Origin of the sequence: Halopseudomonas oceani, from assembly GCF_963677335.1 — a bacterium.
Classification (GTDB): Bacteria; Pseudomonadota; Gammaproteobacteria; order Pseudomonadales; family Pseudomonadaceae; genus Halopseudomonas; species Halopseudomonas oceani.
In genome coordinates, this window is the sequence record NZ_OY781932.1 from 3890772 (window position 1) to 3912605 (window position 21834).

At 62.8% G+C, this 21834-nt stretch carries 17 protein-coding genes and 1 riboswitch; of the genes, 12 read left to right on the plus strand and 5 right to left on the minus strand.

Going from position 1 to position 21834, the window contains the following annotated elements:
* Positions 1-34 precede the first annotated feature (34 nt).
* On the plus strand, positions 35-718 hold the full coding sequence (locus ACKPCU_RS17990; protein WP_321348803.1) for a Fe2+-dependent dioxygenase: 684 nt from the start codon (positions 35-37) through the stop codon (positions 716-718).
* A gap of 13 nt (positions 719-731) precedes the next feature.
* Positions 732-1847, plus strand: coding sequence for an alpha-hydroxy acid oxidase (locus ACKPCU_RS17995; protein WP_321348805.1), 1116 nt, complete (start codon positions 732-734; stop codon positions 1845-1847).
* A 51-nt stretch (positions 1848-1898) separates the two neighbouring features.
* Here ACKPCU_RS17995 and ACKPCU_RS18000 read toward each other — a convergent pair whose 3' ends face one another.
* The 4 genes from ACKPCU_RS18000 to ACKPCU_RS18015 are packed head-to-tail and all read right to left on the minus strand — an operon-like array spanning position 1899 to position 6509.
* The gene (locus tag ACKPCU_RS18000) at positions 1899-2750 is read right to left on the minus strand and encodes an ABC transporter ATP-binding protein (RefSeq protein WP_321351892.1); all 852 of its coding nucleotides are present in this window, start codon (positions 2748-2750) and stop codon (positions 1899-1901) included.
* Between the two features lie 33 nt (positions 2751-2783).
* Positions 2784-3803, minus strand: coding sequence for an ABC transporter permease (locus ACKPCU_RS18005; RefSeq protein ID WP_321348806.1), 1020 nt, complete (start codon positions 3801-3803; stop codon positions 2784-2786).
* A 60-nt stretch (positions 3804-3863) separates the two neighbouring features.
* Positions 3864-5246, minus strand: coding sequence for a CmpA/NrtA family ABC transporter substrate-binding protein (locus ACKPCU_RS18010; protein ID WP_321348808.1), 1383 nt, complete (start codon positions 5244-5246; stop codon positions 3864-3866).
* Between the two features lie 42 nt (positions 5247-5288).
* Positions 5289-6509, minus strand: a complete 1221-nt coding sequence (locus tag ACKPCU_RS18015; protein WP_321348809.1) for an alginate export family protein — start codon at positions 6507-6509, stop codon at positions 5289-5291.
* Between the two features lie 517 nt (positions 6510-7026).
* Positions 7027-7127: riboswitch (guanidine-I (ykkC/yxkD leader) on the plus strand.
* A gap of 53 nt (positions 7128-7180) precedes the next feature.
* On the opposite strand from ACKPCU_RS18015, the gene ACKPCU_RS18020 reads away from it, so the two are divergent.
* From ACKPCU_RS18020 to ACKPCU_RS18060, 9 genes are all read left to right on the plus strand, one after another.
* Positions 7181-8224, plus strand: coding sequence for a putative urea ABC transporter substrate-binding protein (locus ACKPCU_RS18020; RefSeq protein ID WP_321348811.1), 1044 nt, complete (start codon positions 7181-7183; stop codon positions 8222-8224).
* A gap of 46 nt (positions 8225-8270) precedes the next feature.
* Complete coding sequence (locus ACKPCU_RS18025; protein ID WP_321348813.1) at positions 8271-9089, plus strand: ABC transporter permease; 819 nt, start codon at positions 8271-8273, stop codon at positions 9087-9089.
* Positions 9089-9871, plus strand: coding sequence for an ABC transporter ATP-binding protein (locus tag ACKPCU_RS18030; protein WP_321348815.1), 783 nt, complete (start codon positions 9089-9091; stop codon positions 9869-9871). Before ACKPCU_RS18025 ends, ACKPCU_RS18030 begins: the two co-directional genes overlap by 1 nt.
* A 26-nt stretch (positions 9872-9897) precedes the next feature.
* Positions 9898-10614 carry an urea amidolyase associated protein UAAP1 gene (locus tag ACKPCU_RS18035; protein WP_321348816.1) on the plus strand — a complete coding sequence of 239 codons (717 nt, stop codon included), beginning with the start codon at positions 9898-9900 and terminating at the stop codon, positions 10612-10614.
* Positions 10615-10625: 11 nt separating this feature from the next.
* A complete protein-coding gene (locus ACKPCU_RS18040) occupies positions 10626-11264 on the plus strand; it encodes an urea amidolyase associated protein UAAP2 (RefSeq protein WP_321348817.1) in 639 nt (212 codons plus the stop codon).
* Between the two features lie 89 nt (positions 11265-11353).
* Positions 11354-14968: an urea carboxylase gene (gene uca / locus ACKPCU_RS18045; protein WP_321348818.1), complete on the plus strand. Its 3615-nt coding sequence runs from the start codon at positions 11354-11356 to the stop codon at positions 14966-14968.
* 151 nt (positions 14969-15119) lie between these two features.
* Positions 15120-16550 (plus strand): alanine/glycine:cation symporter family protein, encoded by a 1431-nt coding sequence (locus ACKPCU_RS18050; protein WP_321348820.1) that lies wholly within the window; start codon positions 15120-15122, stop codon positions 16548-16550.
* 54 nt (positions 16551-16604) lie between these two features.
* Positions 16605-18008, plus strand: coding sequence for an aspartate ammonia-lyase (locus tag ACKPCU_RS18055; protein ID WP_321348822.1), 1404 nt, complete (start codon positions 16605-16607; stop codon positions 18006-18008).
* Positions 18005-19030, plus strand: a complete 1026-nt coding sequence (locus ACKPCU_RS18060) for an asparaginase (protein ID WP_321348824.1) — start codon at positions 18005-18007, stop codon at positions 19028-19030. The genes ACKPCU_RS18055 and ACKPCU_RS18060 overlap by 4 nt, the downstream gene beginning before the upstream one ends.
* Here the strand turns inward: ACKPCU_RS18060 and ACKPCU_RS18065 are convergent.
* Positions 19027-19854 (minus strand): helix-turn-helix transcriptional regulator, encoded by an 828-nt coding sequence (locus tag ACKPCU_RS18065; protein ID WP_321348825.1) that lies wholly within the window; start codon positions 19852-19854, stop codon positions 19027-19029. The two genes, ACKPCU_RS18060 and ACKPCU_RS18065, sit on opposite strands and share 4 nt — an antisense overlap.
* Before the next feature lie 186 nt (positions 19855-20040).
* On the opposite strand from ACKPCU_RS18065, the gene ACKPCU_RS18070 reads away from it, so the two are divergent.
* Complete coding sequence (locus tag ACKPCU_RS18070; protein WP_321348826.1) at positions 20041-21627, plus strand: peptide chain release factor 3; 1587 nt, start codon at positions 20041-20043, stop codon at positions 21625-21627.
* The last annotated feature ends 207 nt before the right edge of the window (positions 21628-21834 follow it).

The window sequence follows — 21834 nt, forward strand, 5'->3', positions numbered from 1 at the left end:
CCTCGCCGCTGTTCCGTTTCCGAGGAATACCGACATGATCATCGTCATTCCCGGGGCGTTCAGCCCCACCGAGGTCGAACGCATTCGCGGCCATCTGGACGCCGCCGACTGGCAGGATGGCAACGCCACCGCCGGAGCCCAGGCGCGTCAGGTCAAGCAGAACCAGCAACTGCCGCTCGACAGCCAACTGCCCCGTCAGTTGGGCGAGATCATCCTGTCCACACTCGGCAAACACCCAACGTTTATATCTGCGGCATTGCCGCTGAAGATTTTCCCGCCGATGTTCAATCGTTACCGCACCGGCGAAACCTACGGCCTGCACGTGGACAACGCGATTCGCTACGCGCCCGGCAGCCCGACCCCGATCCGTACCGACCTGTCAGCCACTCTGTTCCTCTGCAGCCCGCAGGAGTATGAAGGCGGTGAACTGGTCATCGAAGACAACTTCGGCAGCCAGCGTGTCAAGCTGGAGGCTGGCGATCTGGCGCTCTACCCCTCCACCAGTCTGCATACCGTGACCCCAGTCAGTAGCGGCGCACGGACCTGTGCGGTGTTCTGGCTGCAGAGCATGGTACGCAGCAACCAGCAGCGCGAAACCCTGTTCGAGCTGGACCAGAGCGTTCAGGCGCTGACCGCCGAGCTGGGCGCCAGCCACAGCGAAGTCGTACGCCTGTCCGGCGTCTATCACAACCTGATTCGCCAATGGGCGGACACCTGAGCGAGAAGCCCCGATGAGCATGCCAGACCATTCCCCGCTGCGTGCACCACTCAGCGAGATTCCACGCGATCTGGTCAGCGTTGCCGACTACGCGCGCTATGCCCCCGAATTCATCGCCCCACCGGTACTGGAGTACATCGCCGGCGGCGGCGCGGACGAGATCACGCTCAAGCGCAACCGTCAGCAGCTGGATGCGTTAATGATTCTGCCGCGGCCGCTGGTTGACTGCACCGCAGGCAGCACCCACACCCGCGTGCTGGGCGAGACATTGCGCCACCCGTTACTGTTGGCGCCGGTCGCCTTCCAGCGGCTGGTGCACCCGGACGGCGAGCTGGCGACCGCTACCGCGGCCAGCGTGCTGGAAACCAGCATGGTGGTCAGCACACTGGCCTGTCAGCCGCTGGAAGACATCGCAGCCCGGCTGGACAGCCCACGCTGGTTCCAGCTTTATATGCAGCAGAACCGCGACTTCACCCTGAGTCTGGTGCGTCGCGCCGAAGTAGCCGGCTACAGCCAATTGATGATTACTGTAGACGCGCCGCTGCACGGTATTCGTAACCGCGCCCAGCGCGCCGGATATGAGTTGCCCGTCGGTATCGAAGCCGTCAACCTGACAGGCCGGCCACCGCTGCCGAGCGCCAGCTTCGATCCCAGCCAGAGCATCGTTTTTCAAGGCATGATGAGTGAAGTACCGAGCTGGGACGACATTGCCTGGCTGCAGCAGCAGACGCGTCTGCCGATCACCCTCAAGGGCTTACTGCACCCGGCGGACGTAAAACGCGCACAGGACATGGGGCTGGCTGGAGCGGTGATCTCCAACCACGGCGGCCGCACGCTGGATTGCGTGCCGAGCGCCATCGAAATGCTACCGCGTATCCGCCAGGCGGTCGGCCCAGACTTCTGCCTGCTGCTGGACGGCGCCATTGAACGCGGCACTGACGTTTTTAAGGCCATCGCTCTCGGTGCCAATGCCGTGCTGCTCGGCCGCCCGCAACTCTACGCACTGGCCGTCGCCGGACCGCTGGGGGTGGCGCACATGCTGCGAGTGCTGCGTGAGGAGCTGGAGGTGACCATGGCGCTAGCCGGTACGCCGACCATTGCCGATATCACCGCGGATGCGCTGATGTAATGCGCCGCCCGGGCACAGCGTGCTGTGCCCTCATGTGCCCCACAACAGAGATCAAACCCCTTCCGGTCGCCGCTGCCGCTCGTACAGGAAGCTCAGCACCTGCGAGCGGAACTGGTTGTAGCGCTCGTCACTGGCCAGCGCCAGCCGCTCACGGGGCCGCGGCAGATCGACGGTCAGCACCTCGCCGACCGTCGCCGACGGGCCGTTGGTCATCATCACGATCTTGTCCGACAGCAGCACCGCTTCGTCCACATCGTGGGTAACCATGATCACCGTGTTGTTCAACTCGGCCTGAATCTCCATGACCGAATCCTGCAGGTGGGCACGAGTCAGCGCGTCCAGTGCCCCGAAGGGCTCGTCCATGAGCAGCACTGAGGGCTCCATTGCCAACGCCCTTGCTATTCCAACCCGTTGCTTCATGCCGCCGGAGATTTCCGCCGGGTATTTGTGAATCGCGTGGTCCATGTGCACCAGCTTGAGGTTGTGCTCGATCCACTCGCGCATTTGCTGCTTGCTCTTGCGGCCCTTGAACACGGCTTTGACCGCCAACTCCACGTTCTGGTAACAGGTCAGCCAGGGCAGCAAGGCGTGGTTCTGAAACACGACTGCTCGCTCGGGCCCCGGCTCGGTCACCTCCTTACCATTGAGGATCGCACCGCCCTCGGTGGCGCGGCAAAGGCCGGCGACGATGTTCAGCACCGTCGACTTGCCGCAGCCGGAGTGACCGATGATCGAGACAAACTCGCCTTTGGCAATCCTCAGATTGACGTTGTTCAGCGCGCGAAACGGCCCCTTGCGGGTCGGGAAGTCAATCGACACGCCGGACAGATCCAGGAAACTTCGTTCACGTGATACCTCCGGAGTGACAATTTCCTCCTGGCTGTCGATCTGCTCTTTACGCATGGCAATAACGGACATGGTGAATTCTCCTTTTGATCAGTGGCCAGCGGGCTTTTGATGGGACAGCAGGCCCTGCAGGGTCTGCATCAGCCAGTCGAGCAAAAAGCCGATGATGCCGATGGTGATCACTGCCACCATGATGCGGCCAAGCGAATCGGAGCTGCCGTTCTGGAACTCATCCCAAACGAACTTGCCGAGCCCCGGGTTCTGCGCCAGCATCTCGGCGGCAATCAGCACCATCCAGCCCACCCCGAGCGACAGCCGCAGGCCGGTGAAAATCATCGGCAGCGCCGCCGGGATGGCGATGCGAAACACCTGAGTTACCCAGCTCAGACGAATCACCCGACCGACGTTGATCCAATCCTTGTCAATCGAGGCAACCGCCACAGCCGTATTGATCAGCGTTGGCCACAGCGAACACAGGGTTACCGTCACCGCAGAGGTAATAAACGACTTCTGAAACAGCGGGTCGTCGGAGATGTACACCGCGCTCACCACCATGGTGACAATCGGCAGCCAGGCCAGCGGCGACACCGGTTTGAATATTTGCACCAGCGGGCTGATTGCGCCATACAGGGTCGGGCTCAACCCACAGGCCACCCCGACCGGAATGGCAATCAGGCTGGCCAGCACAAAGCCGGTAAATACCGTCAGCAGGCTGGTACCGATCTGATCAATAAAGGTTGGCTTGCCGGTATAGTCACGAATGCGTACTTCGGCAGTCGGGTCCCGTTCCAGCTTGGCGGCGTTACGCACCTCCTGGCGCTGATAAAAGGCATCAGCCTTGGCGCGCTCGATCTGATGTTCGTCGACCAGATTGACCGCCTGCTGCCAGACGGCTGCCGGTCCCGGCAGTACACCGAGACTGGTCTTGACCTGTGAGGCGCCGACCGACCACACCAGCAGAAACACCAGTAGCGCAATCAGCGGCAACCCCGCCTTGTTGAACAGCTCGGTTGCCTGCTCGCGTGCATCTTCACCGCGGCACAGCCGAACCACGGGCACCATCCAGTTAAGCCCGGCGGTTTCCAGATAGTTGATCAGCTTGTTACTCATAGCCTCATACCTCTGCCATCAGGGTAAAGGGACTCCGGCGGCTGGCCGGAGCCACTCGGATTACAGCTGTTCGTCGCCCTTGAGCCCAATTGCAAACTGCTGCAGATAAGCATTGGGCTGGGTGCCGTCGTAGGTCACGCCGTCGATGAACTCGCTGGTCGGTGCCTTGAAACCGGTTTCGGTCGCAAAGTTAGGGAAGGCATCAGCCGGCAACTTGCCTTCGGCAATCAGCTCCTGCGCGGCCTGGGCGTAGATGTCCGGGCGGTAGACCTTCTTCGCCACGTCCATGTACCAGCTGTCCGGCTGGGCGGTGCCAATCTGGCCCCAGCGGCGCATCTGGGTCAGATACCAGATGGCGTCGGAGTAGAACGGATAGGTCGCGTTGTAGCGGAAGAACACGTTGAAGTCCGGGACCTCCCGCTTGTCGCCCTTCTCGTATTCGAAGGTGCCGGTCATCGAGTTGGCGATTACTTCGGCGTCGGCACCCACATAGGCCGGCTGGGACAGAATCTGCACAGCCTCAGCACGGTTGGCGTTGTTATCCGCATCCAGCCAGGCCGCAGCACGGATCAGCGCCTTAACCACCGCGATGTGGGTGTTGGGGTTCTCGTCGGCCCAGGTCTGGCTGACGCCAAACACCTTCTCCGGGTTGTTCCTCCAGATCTCATAGTCAGTGATCACCGGCACGCCAATGCCCTTGAACACCGCCTGCTGGTTCCACGGCTCACCCACGCAATAGCCATTGATGGTGCCGGCTTCCATGGTCGCCGGCATCTGCGGCGGCGGCGTCACCGAGAGCAGCGCGTCGGCGTTGATCTGACCCGAGGTATCGCCACGCGCCGGCGCGTAGTAGCCGGGGTTGATGCCGCCGGCCGCCAGCCAGTAGCGCAGCTCGTAGTTATGGGTGGACACCGGAAACACCATGCCCATGTTGAATGGCTTGCCGGCCGCCCGGTATTGCTCGATCACCGGCTTGAGCGCGGCGGCGCTGATCGGGTGCTGGGGCCGGCCGTCGGCATCCAGCGGGATGTGCTTTTTCATCTCATCCCAGACGTCGTTGGAGACGGTGATGCCGTTGCCGTTGAGGTCCATCGAGAAGGCAGTAATGACGTCAGCCTGGGTGCCAAAACCGATAGTCGCACCGAGCGGCTGACCCGCCAGCATGTGCGCGCCGTCCAGCTCGCCGTCGATCACCCGGTCGAGCAGCACCTTCCAGTTGGCCTGAGCCTCAAGGGTGACATACAGCCCCTCATCCTCGAAAAAGCCCTTCTCGTAGGCAATCGCCAGCGGTGCCATGTCGGTCAGTTTGATGAAGCCGAACTTGAGATCTTCCTTCTCCAGATCCTCGACCGCCTGCACCGAGGTCGAGAGCAGACTGCCGAGGCCCAGCGAAACCGCGAGCGACAGGGTGGCAGCGAGTGACTTGCGCTTGAACGTGTTCATGGTTGTGCTCCGTTAAACAGTGATCAGTGAAAGGCCCGCGGCTCAGAAGGCAACCTGCGCCATCAGCCAGAGCTTGTCGGTGTCGGTGGCAAATTCATCGGCGTTGTAGCTGGCGTACTTGGCGACTAGGGTGACGTCGCCAAACTTGCGCGCTGCCAGCAGATCCAGTTCGCTGCCGTAGTCGGCGCCGCCCTTGTCGGCGGAAAAGTCGTGGTAGACCGCCTGCAGCTTGAACCCGGCGAGACTGCCGCCGAGTTGCAGGTAGAGATCTTCCAGCCCGTTGGCCGGAGTATTGAGAAACTTGTCAGCCCAGCCATTGAACGCATGACCGGTCGCCAGCGGGGTGCTGAAAGCGGAGTCGTCCGCGCCCAGCAGCTCGTAGCCACCGAGCAGCTGCAGACCACCGACGTTCACACCCAACTCCGCCAGCCAGTAATCGGCGCCGATGTTGCTGCCGTCTTGGTAGTCGCTCTGGCGGGCGTACTCCAGCGCGTAGCTCAGGCTGGTGCGCTCGGTCAGTTTGGGGGCGCCGGTCAGACGCAGGCCAAGGGTCTTGTTGGACGCGGCTGGCGTGTCTTCCAGATCGAGGAAGTAGCCGTAACCGGTGACCTTGACCAGATCAAAACCGCCATAGGCCAGATTGACGAAATGGGCCTTGGTATCCAGATCACCTTTCGGCGAGTCCTCACCGAAGATGCGATTCACGTTGTAGACGTAGGCATAGTTGAGGGTGGTGTCGGCCAGGCTGCTGTTGCTCAGGCTGAAGCCATCGTAGGTCTGTTCGTTCTGACGCCAGCCGACGTTGCCGATAAACCGTGCGTTGTCATAGATGATGCGCTGACGGCCAAACTTCAGGGTGGTGGCGTCCAGACCGGCATAGCTCAGCCAGGCCTGATTGATTTCAGTGCCGTCAGGGTCGGCGACCACCGGATACTGGGTCTTGGCACTCGGCAGGCCGGTAGCGTTGTTGTAACGCTCGCTGCCGATCACGGTGACGTCATCAGCCTCAACAAACGCGCCGAAGCCACGATAGGGCGCAGTAGCAAAGTTGATGCGGGTGCGCAGCGTTGATGCACCGGCACTCTTGTCGATGCCATCCTGATCCACATACTCGTAGCGATAACGCAGGTCCAGCCCCGCCTTGCCGCCGGTAACCGCTTCGCTGATCGAATTTGCCTCAGCCAGCACCACGCTGCTGCCCATCGCCAGCATCGCTCCCATCACCCATGCCCCGGTTACCCCTGCCCGCAGTGTCATCCCCATGGTTACGCCCCCAAAAAACGCGCACAAAAAAAGGCGTCCACAAACACAGCTGCTGATGCAGGTATGTTGGTGGACGCCTTTGCCCGAAAATTCTGTGTGGTCAGCGCTCCCACCATTGGGATGGCCGACACAGGGGGTTGGCAGCAAGGCCTGTGCCAGAATTCTCAAGTCACTGATTAAATGGAATAAAGCCAATACCGAGCGGGTTAAACCTGTATCGAGCATGCGTTTGCACGGTGCAGCGATCAGAAAGAGCGCACTGGGGCTGTGCGTACCTCTCTCTCTTTTGCCCGCTTCGACCATACGGCCGGGTTTGCCCGCCTATAAGCCCGCCCGCCAGCCGCACCGGCATGACGCACCAAAAGCGAGCGCAGCACCACAACCGTGCACAACCTCATTGCACCGCACTGGTGCCACTGCCTCTATCCCGCGTGTTACGGGGCATTGCCCATTCTGGTCTGCATATTGCTTTGTACTCAGCGTTCGCACTCCGTACTACTGCGCAACTCACAATTTGCAAATAGAGCGCTAGGGTTCCGGCCGCTGTAGCGGTGCCTGGTCCGAGAGCACTCGACCTTTCAGACAAAGGTTACACGGCGGGATAAAAGCCCGGGAGACGATTGGCACCACTGCCAGGAGTGCTCCACGTGACATTGACTGAGAGGTTCCCGATGAAAAGATTCTCCGCCCTGCTACTCAGCTCCCTGCTGCTGTCGACCGCCGCCCAGGCACAGGACAGCTTCAAGGTCTGCTGGTCGATCTATGCCGGCTGGATGCCCTGGGCCTACGGCGCCGAAAGCGGCATCGTCAAGAAATGGGCCGACAAGTACGACATCAACATTGATGTGGTGCAGATCAACGATTACATCGAGTCCATCAACCAGTACAGCGCTGGCGAGTTCGATGCCTGCACCATGACCAACATGGATGCGCTGACCATTCCGGCCGCCGGCGGCGTCGACAGCACTGCACTGATCGTCGGCGACTTCTCCAACGGCAACGACGGCATCATCCTCAAGGGCGAAAGCGAGCTGGCCGCCATCAAGGGCCAGAACGTCAATCTGGTCGAGCTGAGCGTGTCCCACTACCTGCTGGCCCGCGCACTAGACTCGGTAGGTCTAAGTGAAGCCGATGTGCAGGTGGTCAACACCTCGGACGCCGACATGGTCGCTATCTACGGCACCGACGATGTCACCTCGGTCGCGACCTGGAACCCGCTGCTGAGCGAAATCAGCCAGCAACCGAACAGCACCGTGGTGTTCAACTCGGCGCAGATTCCGGGCGAAATCATCGACCTGCTGGTCATCAACACCGATACCCTCAGCGCACACCCTGAACTGGGCAAGGCACTGACCGGCGCCTGGTACGAAATCATGGCGACCATGAGCAGCGACAGCGAGCAGGGTGTCGCCGCCCGCAGCTACATGGCTGAAGCCTCCGGCACCGATCTGGCCGGTTACGAAGCCCAGCTCGCCGCCACCAAGATGTTCTATACCCCGGCCGCCGCACTGGAGCTGACCAACAGTGCGCAGCTCAAACAAACCATGCAGTACGTTGCCGAGTTCTCCTTCGACCACGGCCTGCTGGGTGACGGCGCACCGGACGCCGGCTTCATCGGCGTGCAGATGCCTGCCGGCGACTACGGCAACAGTGGCAACCTGAAGCTGCGCTTTGACCCGACCTACATACAGATGGCTGCCGACGGCGCGCTCTGAGCCCTGAAACACACCGGGCGCGGCTGCGCGCCCTAGCGGGATGCATATGAAGCGACTGATCAACCTCACTCCGCCACCAGCCAGCAAACTGTTCCTCGGCCTGCTGCCGTTCGCCCTGCTGCTCCTGCTCTACGTAGTGGCCTCGGACGCGCGGCTAGCCGAGAACGCCAACGACAAGCTGCTGCCCGCCTTCAGCCAGATGGGCGCCGCCATTGACCGCATGGCACTGGAGCCGAGCAAGCGCACCGGCGAATACCTGTTCTGGCAGGACACCGCCAGCAGCCTCAAGCGCCTCGCGCTGGGCGTGCTGATCGCCGCCGCCATTGGTCTGGCGCTGGGCCTGTTTACCGGCGCCCTGCCGCTGGTACACGCCGGGGTCAGCCCGCTGCTGACGGTGGTGTCACTGATACCGCCGCTGGCGATTCTGCCGGTGCTGTTCATTCTGTTCGGCCTGGGTGAAGCCTCCAAGGTGATCCTGATCGCCATCGGCATCACCCCGTTCATCGCCCGCGACCTGCAGCGCCGCACCCAGGAAATCCCCAGCGAGCAACTGGTCAAGGCGCAGACCCTCGGTGCCAACACCAGCCAGATCATGGTCCGCGTGCTGCTGCCGCAACTGATGCCCAAGCTGATCGACGCCGTGCGTCTGTCGCTGGGCGCGGGCTGGCTGTTCCTGATCGCCGCCGAGGCCATCGCCGCCACCGACGGTCTGGGCTACCGCATCTTCCTGGTCCGCCGCTACATGTCGATGGACGTGATCCTGCCGTATGTCGCCTGGATCACCCTGCTGGCCTTCCTCTTCGACTGGTTGCTGGCGACCCTGTCGCGCCGCCTGTTCCCGTGGAATGCCCAAGGAGCCCACTGATGATTGAAGTGAAGAACGTCGGCAAGAGCTACGACGGCAACCCGGTGCTGGAGCGTCTCAACGTCAACGTCGCCGAAGGCGAGTTCGTCACCCTGGTCGGCGCCTCCGGCTGCGGCAAGAGCACCTTTCTGAAAATGCTGCTGGGCACCGAATCACCGACCAGCGGCGAGTTGCTGCTCGACGGCAAGCCGATTGCCTCCGAACCCGGCCCAGATCGCGGCATCGTCTTTCAGCAGTACTCGGTGTTCCCGCACATGACCGTGCTGGAGAACGTCATGGCGGCGGTCGGTTTTGCCCAACGCGGCCTCACCGGCTACCTGTTCGGCAGCAAGCGCAAGCAGGCCCGGCAGGACGCCGAAGCGATTCTCACCGAGGTAGGCCTTGGCCACGCGCTGAAGAAGTACCCGCACGAACTGTCCGGCGGCATGAAACAGCGTTTGGCGATTGCCCAGGCGCTGCTCGGCAAGCCGCGCATTCTGCTGCTGGACGAACCCTTCGGCGCACTCGATCCCGGCATCCGCGCCGACATGCACGAACTGGTGCTGCGCCTGTGGCAGGAACACAAGCTGACCATCTTTATGGTCACCCACGACATCAAGGAAGGCTTTCACCTTGGCACCCGCCTGTGGGTGTTCGACAAGGTGCGGCACGACCCGCACGCACCGCAAGCCTTTGGCGCCACCATCACCTACGACCTGCCGATCGACCATAGCGCTCGGCAGCCGGCGCCGCAAACCACCGAACAAACCATTGCCCCGCTGCTGGCCGAAGCCGCCAGCTGAGCCACCGAACCACGGAGACAAGGCAGATGACGCTAAATACCTACACCACCGACATCCCCGGCGCCAGCCACTGGTCCCTGCGCGTGCGCAAGGGCACCCTGATGCGCCTGACTGACCTGGCCGGCAACGCCAACGTCGGCATGCTGTTCTACAACCCGGAAAACCTGCTGGAGCGCTACAACGCGCCAGACACCCTGAAGGGCCAGCACACCTTCAAACTGACCCGCGGCAACTGCCTGTACTCCGACATGGGGCGCATCTTCGCCTCCATCGTCGAAGACGATCTGGGCTGGCACGAAAGCGTTTGCGGCAACAGCAACGCCGCTCAGGTGGCCGAACGCTGGGGCGCGCGTGACTACCAGAACGCCCGTAACGAATGGCACCAGAACGGCTACGACGCCTTCCTCGTCGAGCTGGCCAAGTACGGCCTGGGCCGCGCCGACATGGCCGCCAACCTGAACCTGTTCAGCAAGGTCGCCACCGACGACGAAGGCCGCATGCAACTGGTCAGCGGCCACAGCAAGGCGGGCAGTCAGGTGGCCCTGCGTTTCGAGATGGACACGCTGGTGCTGCTGCATACCTGCCCGCACCCGCTCAGCAGCGCTGAAAGCTACCCCTACACGCCGGTGCGCATCGAGCTGAGCCAGGCCGCACCGGTCAGCGATGACGACTTCTGCCGCAACTTCCGCCCGGAAAACCAGCGCGGCTTCCAGAACAACGCCCTGTACCACCTGGGCAAGTAAGCGAGGACACCATGATCAAGCACAGCTCCCTGCTCCCCGAAAACGCCGCCTCGCGCACCACCATCGGCGCTGGCGATTACTACATCGGCATCGTCAAGGCCGGTCAGACCCTGCGCCTGCTGGACCTGGAAGGCAATCAGGCCGCCGACACTCTGTTCTTCAGCGCCGCCAACCCGGTCGAGCGCTACAGCGCCACCGACACCATCCGCGAACAGGGCAACGTCTACCTGACCGCCGGTTCGGTGATTCGCTCGAACGAAAACAACCCGATGCTGGAAATCGTCGCCGATACCTGCGGCCGCCACGACACCCTCGGCGGTGCCTGCTCCAGCGAAAGCAATACCGTGCGCTACGACCTGGAAAAGCGCTGCATGCATTCCTGCCGTGACAGCTGGATGCTGGCGGTCGCCGAACACCCGGAATACGGCATCCGCAAGCAGGACATCACCCACAACATCAACTTCTTTATGAACGTCCCGGTGACCGCCGAAGGCGGCCTGACCTTTGAAGACGGCATCTCCGGCGCCGGCAAATACGTCGAGCTGACCGCGCTGATGGACGTGGTGATCCTGATTTCCAACTGCCCGCAGCTGAACAACCCGTGCAATGGGTATAACCCGACGCCGGTAGAACTCCTCGTCTGGAACTAAGCAGCGGCGACGCAACGAGACACAACATCTTCAGTGGACGACCACTGTCGTAAGAAGCAGCCTGGGACGGCCCGGCAAAGGCTAGCGACATGTTCAACAAGGTTCTGATCGCCAACCGTGGCGCCATCGCCACCCGTATCATCCGCACCCTGCGCAAGCTCGGCGTCGGCTCCGTTGCCGTCTACGCCGAATGCGACGCCGACAGCTTGCACGTGCGGCTGGCCGACGAGGCCTACAGCCTCGGCGAAGGCGCCGCCGCCGACACCTATCTGCAGGTCGACAAACTGCTGGCCATCGCCGCCGAGACCGGCGCCCAGGCCATCCACCCCGGTTACGGCTTCCTCAGCGAGAACGCCAACTTCGTGCGCCGCTGCGAGGCCGCAGGTGTCGCCTTCATCGGCCCGACGCCCGAACAGATGCTGGCCTTTGGTCTCAAGCACCGCGCTCGCGAGCTGGCCGAGCAGGCTAATGTGCCACTGCTGCCGGGCACCGACCTGCTGACCGATCTGGCTTCCGCCAAAGCAGAAGCCGCGCGTATCGGCTATCCGGTCATGCTCAAGAGCACCGCCGGTGGCGGCGGTATCGGCATGCAGCTGTGCCACAGCGAAGACGAACTGGCCGGTGCCTTCGACAGCGTCAAGCGCCTTGGCGCCAGCAACTTTGCCGACGATGGCGTGTTCCTGGAAAAATTCATCGCCCGCGCCCGGCATATCGAGGTGCAGGTGTTTGCCGACGGCAAGGGCGGCGCACTGGCGCTGGGAGAGCGCGACTGCTCCAGCCAGCGCCGCAATCAGAAAGTAGTTGAGGAATGCCCTGCACCGAATCTGAGCGACGCGGTGCGCAGCGAGCTGCACGCTACCGCCGAGAAACTGCTGTCCAGCGTGAGCTACCGCAACGCCGGCACTGTCGAATTTATCTACGACGCCGACAGCCACCAGTTCTACTTTCTTGAGGTGAACACCCGCCTGCAGGTTGAGCACGGCGTCACCGAAGAGGTGTACGGCGTCGACCTGGTTGAATGGATGGTGCGCCTGGCCGCCGGCGAAGAACTCGACCTGAACGCTCGCCGCGCCAGCCTCGCGCCCAAGGGCCATTCCATTCAGGTACGCCTGTACGCCGAAGACCCGTTTCGCGACTTCCAGCCCTGCGCCGGCCTGCTCAGCGAAGTGGCCTTCCCGTCCGGTAACGGCATCCGCATCGATCATTGGATCGAATCCGGGCTAGAAGTACCGCCCTACTTCGACCCCATGCTGGCCAAGGTTATTGTCCACGCTGAGGACCGCGCTGCGGCGCTGACCAAACTGCAGAACACGCTGGACGCGACTCGCCTGTACGGCAGCGAAACCAACCTCGACTACCTGCGCGCGCTGACCCGCGATCCGGCGCTGCTGGCTGGCGAGGTCACCACCCGTTACCTCAACAGCTTCCGCTTTCAGCCGGCGCGTATCGACGTGCTGGCTGCCGGCACCCAGACCACCATTCAGGACTTTCCGGGCCGCACCGGCAGCTGGGATGTCGGCGTGCCGCCGTCCGGTCCGTTCGACAGCTACGCCTTCCGCCTCGGCAACCGCCTGCTGAACAACCCGGCCGACGCGGCCGGGCTGGAAATCACCCTGCAGGGCCCGACCCTGCGCTTTGCCAGCGCCAGCCAGATCGTGCTGAGCGGTGCGGCGATTGACGCCAAACTGGATGACCAGTCGATTCCCGCCTGGCAGGTGGTCGACGTCGCTGCGGGTCAAACCCTGACCCTCGGTCGCATCAAGGACGCCGGTGCCCGCGCCTATCTGGCGGTGCTCGGTGGCCTGCAATGCCCGGACTACCTCGGCTCCAAATCCACCTTCACCCTCGGCCAGTTCGGTGGCCACAACGGCCGCGCGCTGCGCACCGGTGACGTGCTGCACCTGAGCGCAGGTGTCAGCGCGGTTGCTCCTGCTGAAGTACCTAGCGAGCTGCGCCCGACCATCAGCAACCAGTGGGAGCTGCGGGTGATCTACGGCCCGCATGGCGCGCCGGACTTCTTTACCGGCAAGGACATCGATAGCTTCTTCGCCACCGACTGGGAAATCCACTACAACTCCAGCCGCACCGGGGTCCGTCTCATCGGCCCGAAACCGGAGTGGGCGCGCAAGGACGGCGGCGAAGCCGGCCTGCACCCGTCCAACATTCACGATAACGCCTACGCCTTCGGCACCGTTGATTTTACCGGCGACATGCCGGTGATCCTCGGCCCGGACGGCCCGTCACTGGGTGGCTTCGTCTGCCCCGCGACCGTGATTACCGCCGACCTGTGGAAGCTCGGCCAGCTGCGCGCTGGCGACAAGGTCCGCTTCGTGCCGGTCAGCATCGAACGGGCGGTCGCACTGGAAGCGGCGCAGATCAGCGAGATCGACGCACTCGCCGCCAAGCCGGTTGACTGGCAACCGGTGGCGGTAGACACACCGATACTCAAGCGCCTGCCCGCCGAGCAGTTCGGCGACGAGATCGTCTACCGCGCCGCCGGCGACCACTTCCTGCTGGTCGAGTACGGCGAGCAGATGCTGGATATCCGCCTGCGTTTCCGCGCCCACGCACTGATGCAGTGGCTGCAGCAGAACCCGGTGACGGGGCTGCGTGAACTGACCCCGGGCATCCGCTCGCTGCAGGTGCATTTCGACAGCCAGCAATTGAGCCATGACGCCCTACTGGATCACCTGCTCAAGGCCGAGCAGGCACTGTCGGAACGCCTCAACGAGCTGGTGGTGCCCTCGCGCATCGTGCATATCCCGCTGTCGTGGGATGACGAGGCCTGCCAGCTGGCGATCGAGAAATACACCCAGTCGGTGCGCAAGAACGCGCCCTGGTGCCCGAGCAACCTGGAGTTCATCCGCCGCATCAACGGGCTGGACAGCATCGACGACGTCAAGAAGGTGCTGTTCGAGGCGTCCTACCTGGTTATGGGCCTGGGCGATGTTTACCTCGGCGCGCCGGTAGCCACGCCGACCGATCCGCGCCACCGTCTGGTGACCACCAAGTACAACCCGGCGCGCACCTGGACCGCCGAGAACTCGGTCGGCATCGGCGGCTCCTACCTCTGCGTCTACGGTATGGAAGGCCCCGGCGGTTATCAGTTCGTCGGTCGTACCCTGCAGATGTGGAACCGCTACCGCCAGACCCGCGAGTTCAGCAAGCCCTGGCTGCTGCGCTTCTTTGACCAGATCCGCTTTTATGAAGTCAGCCACGAGGAGCTGCAGCAGATTCGCCGCGACTTCCCGCAGGGCCGCTATCCGCTGCGCATCGAGGAAAGCCAGTTCAGCCTGGCCGAACACGAAGCCTTTATTGCCGACAACGCCGATGACATCGACGCCTTCAAGCAGCAGCGCAACGCCGCGTTCGCCGAAGAACTGCGCCAGTGGCACGCCAACGGCCAGTTCAACTTCGAGAGCGAAGAGCTGGAAAGCAGCGACGAGGATGTCAGCTGGCCGGAAGACAGCGTCGGCGTCGACAGCCCGGTGTCCGGCAGTCTGTGGCAGGCCGAGGTCAAGGTCGGTGATACCGTCAAGGCCGGGCAAACCCTGCTGATTCTGGAATCAATGAAGATGGAGATCCCGCTGCAGGCGCCGTGCGATGGCGTGGTAACCCACGTGCTGCAGCAGCCCGGTGGGCGGGTACAGGCCGGTCAGCCGCTAGTGGTGCTGCGCGACGAGGCATTGGAACAGATCGCCTGACACAGTAAAAAAACAGACGCTATCTGATGCTTTATGAGCATCAGATAGCGTCTTTTCGTATCAGCTTACAAACTCCCCAAGCGCGTACTCGCGCGTTTCAATGAGCCTCCCCAACCGACAATAAAATTCGGCTCACCGAAAGGAGTAGATCATGCTATCCGCCCTCAGCGACCTGCTGTGGAGCAAGATTCTGATTGCCATGCTGGTCGGCATCGGAGTCTGGTTCACCATCGCCACCCGCTTCGTTCAGTTTCGTTACTTCGGCAAGATGTTCGGCATCCTCACGGCTAAGCACCACGAGGCGGATGGACGCCACCTCAGTTCCTTTCAAGCGCTGATCCTGTCGGTTGCCGGCCGGGTTGGCGGCGGCAATATCGCCGGCGTAGCGGTGGCCATCACCCTCGGCGGCCCCGGCGCGATCTTCTGGATGTGGGTTGTCGGCCTGATGGGCATGGCGACCAGCTTTATCGAATGTACCCTCGCCCAGCTGTACAAAACCGCCGAGCCGGACGGCGCCTACCGTGGCGGCCCGGCCCACTACATCGAACGCGGCCTGGGTCACAACTGGAAGTGGCTGGCGGTGGTGTACTCGGTGCTGCTGCTGGTGACCTTCGGTATCGGCTTTATCGCCCTGCAATCCTACGCGGTCGCCACCTCGCTGCAGGATGCCTTCAGCATTCCGCTGTACTACAGCGGCATCGGTCTGGCGCTGGTGGTCGGCCTGATCATCTTCGGCGGCGTTAAACGTATCGCCCAGGTCGCGGAAGTGCTGGTGCCGATCATGGCTGGCGGCTACCTGCTGATCGCCGTGGTGGTACTCGGTCTGAACTTCAGCGAGATTCCCGCGACCCTCAAGCTGATCGTGGAAAGCGCCTTCGGCATTGGCCCGGTGGTTGGCGGCGGCATCGGCGCGGCGATCCTGATGGGCGTCAAGCGCGGCCTGTTCTCCAACGAAGCGGGCCTCGGCAGCGCGCCCAACGTGGCGGCGGTAGCCTTCGTCCCGCACCCGGCCAATCAGGGCGTGGTGCAGTCGTTCTCGGTGTTCATCGACACCATCGTGCTGTGCACCTGCACCGCACTGATCATTCTGATGGGCACCGCGTATGACCCGGCGCTGGCCGACGCCAGTCAGGGCGTGGCCTTGACCCAGGCCTCGCTGGCAACCCATATCGGCGAATGGGGCCGCGTGTTCGTCAGTATCGCCATGCTGCTGTTCGGCTTCAGCACCGTGCTCTACAACTACTATCTGGGCGAGAACAGCGTCAGCTACCTGACCTCCGGCCGCAGCAACGAGTTCGTCATGAACGGCTTCCGGGTAGTAGTGATCTGCCTGTGCTGTCTGGGCGCGATCATGGATCTGGGCACCGTATTCGGCTTCGCCGACCTGACCATGGGCCTGCTGGCACTGGTCAACCTGATTGCCCTGACCCTGCTGTTCAAGACCGGCAAACGCGTGCTCGCGGACTACGACCGCCAGCTCAAGAGCGGCAACAAGACGCCTACCTTCCACGCAGAAGAGTACGCCGACCTGGATCTGGACCACGAGTCCTGGCCGGCCAGCCAGCGCAAAGACAACCACTGACCCCTGCCCCGAGCGCCGGGCCCCCGGCGCTCCGTTTCCTCTGGAAGCACATCCATGAATACCCGTTCAGAACACGATCTACTTGGTGATCTCGATGTACCCGAAGATGCCTGGTACGGCATCCAGACCCTGCGTGCGGCAACCAACTTTGCCATCACCGGGGTGCCGATTTCCCACTTCCCGGAGCTGATCCAGGCCCTGGCGCAGGTGAAACAGGCCTCGGCGCTGACCAACCGCGACTTCGGCCTGCTCAGTCAGGAGAAGACCGACGCCATCGTCTCCGCCTGCGAAGACATCGCCAGCGGTCTGTATCACGATCAGTTTATCGTCGACGTCATACAGGGCGGTGCCGGCACCTCGACCAACATGAACGCCAACGAGGTGATCGCCAACGTCGCGCTGGCCAAGCTGGGGCACGGTCGTGGCGAGTACCGCTACCTGCACCCGAACGACGACGTCAACCGCTCGCAATCGACCAACGACGCCTACCCGACCGCGGCCTGCCTCGGCATCCAGTTTGCCGCCGACAACTTTGTGCCCGCGCTGGCCTCGCTGAAGGCTGCACTGGAAGACAAGGGCCGCGAGTTCGCGCACATCCTGAAAATGGGGCGCACCCAGCTGCAGGACGCCGTTCCGATGACGCTGGGGCAGGAGTTCGACGCCTTTGCCGTCAACCTCGGTGAAGACATCGACCGCATCCGCGAAGCCTGCGCGCTGCTGTGTGAGGTCAACCTCGGCGGCACCGCCATTGGCACCGGCATCAACACCCCGGACGGCTACTCGGCCAAAGTGGTCGCACGGCTGGCCGAGGTGTCGGGCAAGCCGCTGGTCCCGGCCTGCAACCTGGTCGAAGCGACCTCCGACATGGGCGCCTTCGTTTTCTTCTCTGGCATCCTCAAGCGTCTGGCGATCAAGCTGAGCAAGATGAGCAACGACCTACGCCTGCTCTCCAGCGGCCCGCGTACCGGCCTGGGCGAGATTCAGCTGCCACCGATGCAGCCGGGCTCCTCGATCATGCCGGGCAAGGTCAACCCGGTAATTCCCGAGGCGATGAACCAGACCGCGTATCAGGTCATCGCCGCCGATCTGGCGGTGACACTGGCCGCCGAGGCTGGTCAGCTGCAGCTCAACGCGATGGAACCGATGATCATCTACAACCTGCTCAACTCGTTGAAGATGCTCAAGGAAGCCTGCCAGATGCTCGAACATCGCTGCATTCGTGGCATTATCGCCAACGAGCAGGCCTGCGCCGCCCACGTCGAAAACAGCATCGGTATCATCACCGCGCTGGTACCGCACATCGGCTACAGCAACGCCTCGCGCATCGCCCACACCGCGCTGATGACCGGCAGCACGGTCAAGGCCCTGATCATTGACGAGAACCTGATGAGCGAATCGGAACTCAATTTTCTACTGAGCCCGCAGTCGATGCTGGCCCCGCAAAAGGCGGTCTCATGACCAGCGAGGTGCTGATCCTGCACACCGGCGGTACTATCGGCATGGTGCCCGGCCCACACGGGCTGGCACCGGCCCCCGGTTTGCGCCAGCGGATCGAACAGCAACTGGGCAGCAGCCTGCAACAGCTGCCCGCCTTTGACCTGCTGGAAATTGACCCGCTGATCGACAGCGCCGACCTCACGCCCGGTCACTGGCAACAACTGGCCGGTCTGCTGGCCGAGCATTGGGATCGTTACCGCGGCTTCATCATTCTGCACGGCACAGACACCATGGCCTATAGCGCCGCGGCGCTGTCGTTCATGCTCGGCGCCAGCGAACGCAACGTGCTGTTTACCGGCTCCCAAGTGCCGCTTGGCCTGCCGCGTAGCGACGCGGTGGCCCACCTCCAAGCGGCGCTGCAACTGGCGGCAGGGCCACGGCTGCGCAATGTCGGCCTGGTGTTCAACAACCGACTGCTCAACGGCAGCCGCCTGCGCAAGGTCAGCAGCCAGCAGTTTCAGGCCTTCGACACCCCCAATGCGGCGCCGCTGGCCGAACTCAATATCCGCCCGCAGCTCCATGCCGAGCGACTGCTTGGCGAAGAGATCGCCAGCCGTCATCCGCGCGAAGCCGCCGCCCTCGACTTCCAGCCGGGCGCAGTTGCCATGCTCTGCCTGCATCCCTCGATGCCGGCAGTCCTGTACGACGCGATTCTGGCCGACAACGCCTGCAAAGCGGTGGTGCTGCAGAGCTTTGGTGCCGGCAACGTACCCAGTCGCGATCCGGCGTTCGCCGCCTTCATCAAACGCGCCAGCGCCCGCAACAAGGTGGTGGTCAACGTGACGCAATGCCTGCAGGGCGGCATCAGCCCCGGCGCCTATGCCGCGAGCGCAGGTCTGGTGGATCAGGGTGTGCTGAGTGGCGGTGACATGACGCCGGAAGCGGCGTTCTGCAAACTGCACTGGCTGCTCGCGGGTGGCCGCGACGCGGCAGCCGTGATCCGCGACTGGTCACTCAACCTGAGCGACGAACGGTCGATCTAAAACCGCGCCCGGAAGTGCCACTCTCCCGGGCCGATGTCATTGCGGATCGCCGCCCGGATATCTGCATCCAGCGCCGGGTCATCACAGGCGTACAGCCCGCACAGCGCCAGTACCCGCTGGCGATCCACCTCCCGGCCGAGATACTCGTACAGCACCCGAGTACAGCACGGCACCCGCTCGCCGCTACCGGACACACCGATACGCAGGCCCGTCAGCCGATCCACCCGGTTGCGGAACGAAGGATAGAGCACGGTCTGGGTCATCTCGAAGTTGGTGAGGGTTTCATAGTCGGCGAGAAAGATACGGTCCGACAGAAACTGCACCATGCCGCGATACACGCCATGAAACGGCTTGCTGCCCGGCCGCTCGCGAATGCGCTCGGTGCGCTGGTAATAGGTCTTGCCGTCGTGCTCTTCCAGACACACCAGCGTGCGCAGGATGCTGCCGGGATAGGCCATCGACAGGTAGTACTCGAAGTAGTAGCCCAGATACTTGTCTAACCCGCTTTGGCCGACACTATTCAGCCGCTGCAGGTACTGCTGCTCCAGCGAGTCGGGCGGTAACGGCACCAACGCCGCTCGCTCGCCCTGCTGCGGACGGACCTGGATCAACCGCTGAAACTGCCCGTGCGGCAGCAAAATCTCGTGTACTTCAACGCCGAAAAAGTCGCACAGCCGCCGCATGGTGCTGTCGGACGGTCGATTGATGCCGTTCAAATAGCGATTGAACTGAGGGCGGTTGATACCCAGCCGTCGACACACCTCGGCGGTGGACTTGTAGTAGCTGCACAGCAGCCGCAGGTTGTCGCCAAAATCGTCGTGCATGGTCGCCCTCACTCGTGACCGCAATGGTAGTTCAAACTGCTGGCGGGCGACACCGGGCGCTGTACACGTTTTAGCCTTTGTCATCCCCCGCCCGATCAGCGACAATACGCAGCTATTTTTCAAGCCTCGTCCGGACCCGGGCTGCACAGCGCAGCGACCGCGTCCCGCCACTACTCAGTAGCCGACATGTCCAACGCCATCGAAAAAGAAGTCGCCAAACGGCGCACCTTCGCCATCATCTCCCACCCGGATGCGGGTAAGACCACCATCACCGAACGTCTGTTGCTAATGGGCCAGGCGATCAGCGTGGCCGGAACGGTCAAGTCGCGTAAATCCGACCGCCATGCCACCTCCGACTGGATGGCAATGGAAAAGGAGCGGGGCATTTCGGTGACCACCTCGGTGATGCAGTTCCCCTATCGCGACGCGATGGTCAACTTGCTCGACACCCCCGGCCACGAAGACTTCTCGGAAGACACCTACCGTACCCTGACCGCGGTCGACTCAGCGCTGATGGTGCTCGACGGCGGTAAGGGTGTAGAGCCACGTACCATCGCGCTGATGGACGTCTGCCGCCTGCGCGACACGCCCATCGTCAGCTTCGTCAACAAACTCGACCGCGACATCCGCGACCCGATCGAACTGCTCGACGAGATCGAGGCGGTATTGAACATCAAGGCCGCACCGATCACCTGGCCGATTGGCTGCTACCGCGACTTCAAGGGCGTCTACCACCTGGCCGAAGACAAGATCATCGTCTACGTCCCGGGCCACGGCCACGAGCGCACCGAGCAGCAAGTGATCGATGGCCTGGACTCGGACGAAGCTCGTGCCCATCTGGGCGATCTGTACGACAACTTTGTTGAAGAGCTGGAGCTGGTTCAGGGTGCCTGCCACGAGTTCGATCAGGACGCCTTTATCAAGGGCGAACTGACCCCGGTCTTCTTCGGTACCGCCCTGGGCAACTTCGGTGTGGATCAGGTGCTGGACGCCATTGTTGACTGGGCGCCGCGGCCACAGCCGCGTGCCAGCCACGAGCGCGAAGTACAGCCGACCGAAGCGCCGTTCACCGGTTTCGTGTTCAAGATTCAGGCGAACATGGATCCCAAGCACCGCGACCGCATCGCCTTCGTCCGTATCTGCTCCGGCCGCTACGAAAAGGGCATGAAGCTGCACCACGTGCGCACCGGCAAGGAAGTACGCATCGCCGACGCGCTGACCTTCTTCGCTGCCGAGCGTGAGCATCTGGAAGAAGCCTGGGCTGGCGATATCATCGGTCTGCACAACCACGGCACCATCCAGATCGGCGACACCTTCACCGAAGGCGAGAAGATCGGTTTTACCGGCATTCCGCACTTCGCCCCGGAACTGTTCCGCCGCGTGCGCCTGAAAGACCCGCTGAAATCCAAGCAACTGCGTCAAGGTCTGCAGGAGCTGGCCGAGGAAGGGGCCACCCAGGTGTTCTTCCCCGAGCGCAACAACGACATCATCCTCGGCGCGGTGGGTGTGCTGCAGTTCGACGTCGTAGCCGAGCGCCTGAAGCAGGAGTACAAGGTCGAGTGCATGTACGAGCCGGTCAACGTCTGGTCCGCCCGCTGGGTCGAGTCTAGCGATAGCAAGAAGCTCGACGAGTTCAGCAAGAAGGCGACCGAGAACCTCGCGGTCGATGGCGGCGGTCACCTGACCTACCTGGCGCCGACCCGCGTCAACCTCAGCCTGACCGAAGAGCGCTGGCCGGAAATCAACTTCCGCGCTACGCGAGAGCATCACTGAGCCGCTACGCGGCTCAGCTGCAAGCTACAAGCCTCAAGCTGCAAGTAACACCCGTGCGGTCACCAGCTGCCCGGGTGGTTTGAGGGCACTGCAACTGCAAACTACCGCGATAACCCCCACCGCAATCCCACAGGGCCCACAGCCTATCCTCGCTTTTCGCTTGTAGCTTGTAGCTTGCAGCTGCGCCGCAAAGCGGCTTGCAGCTCG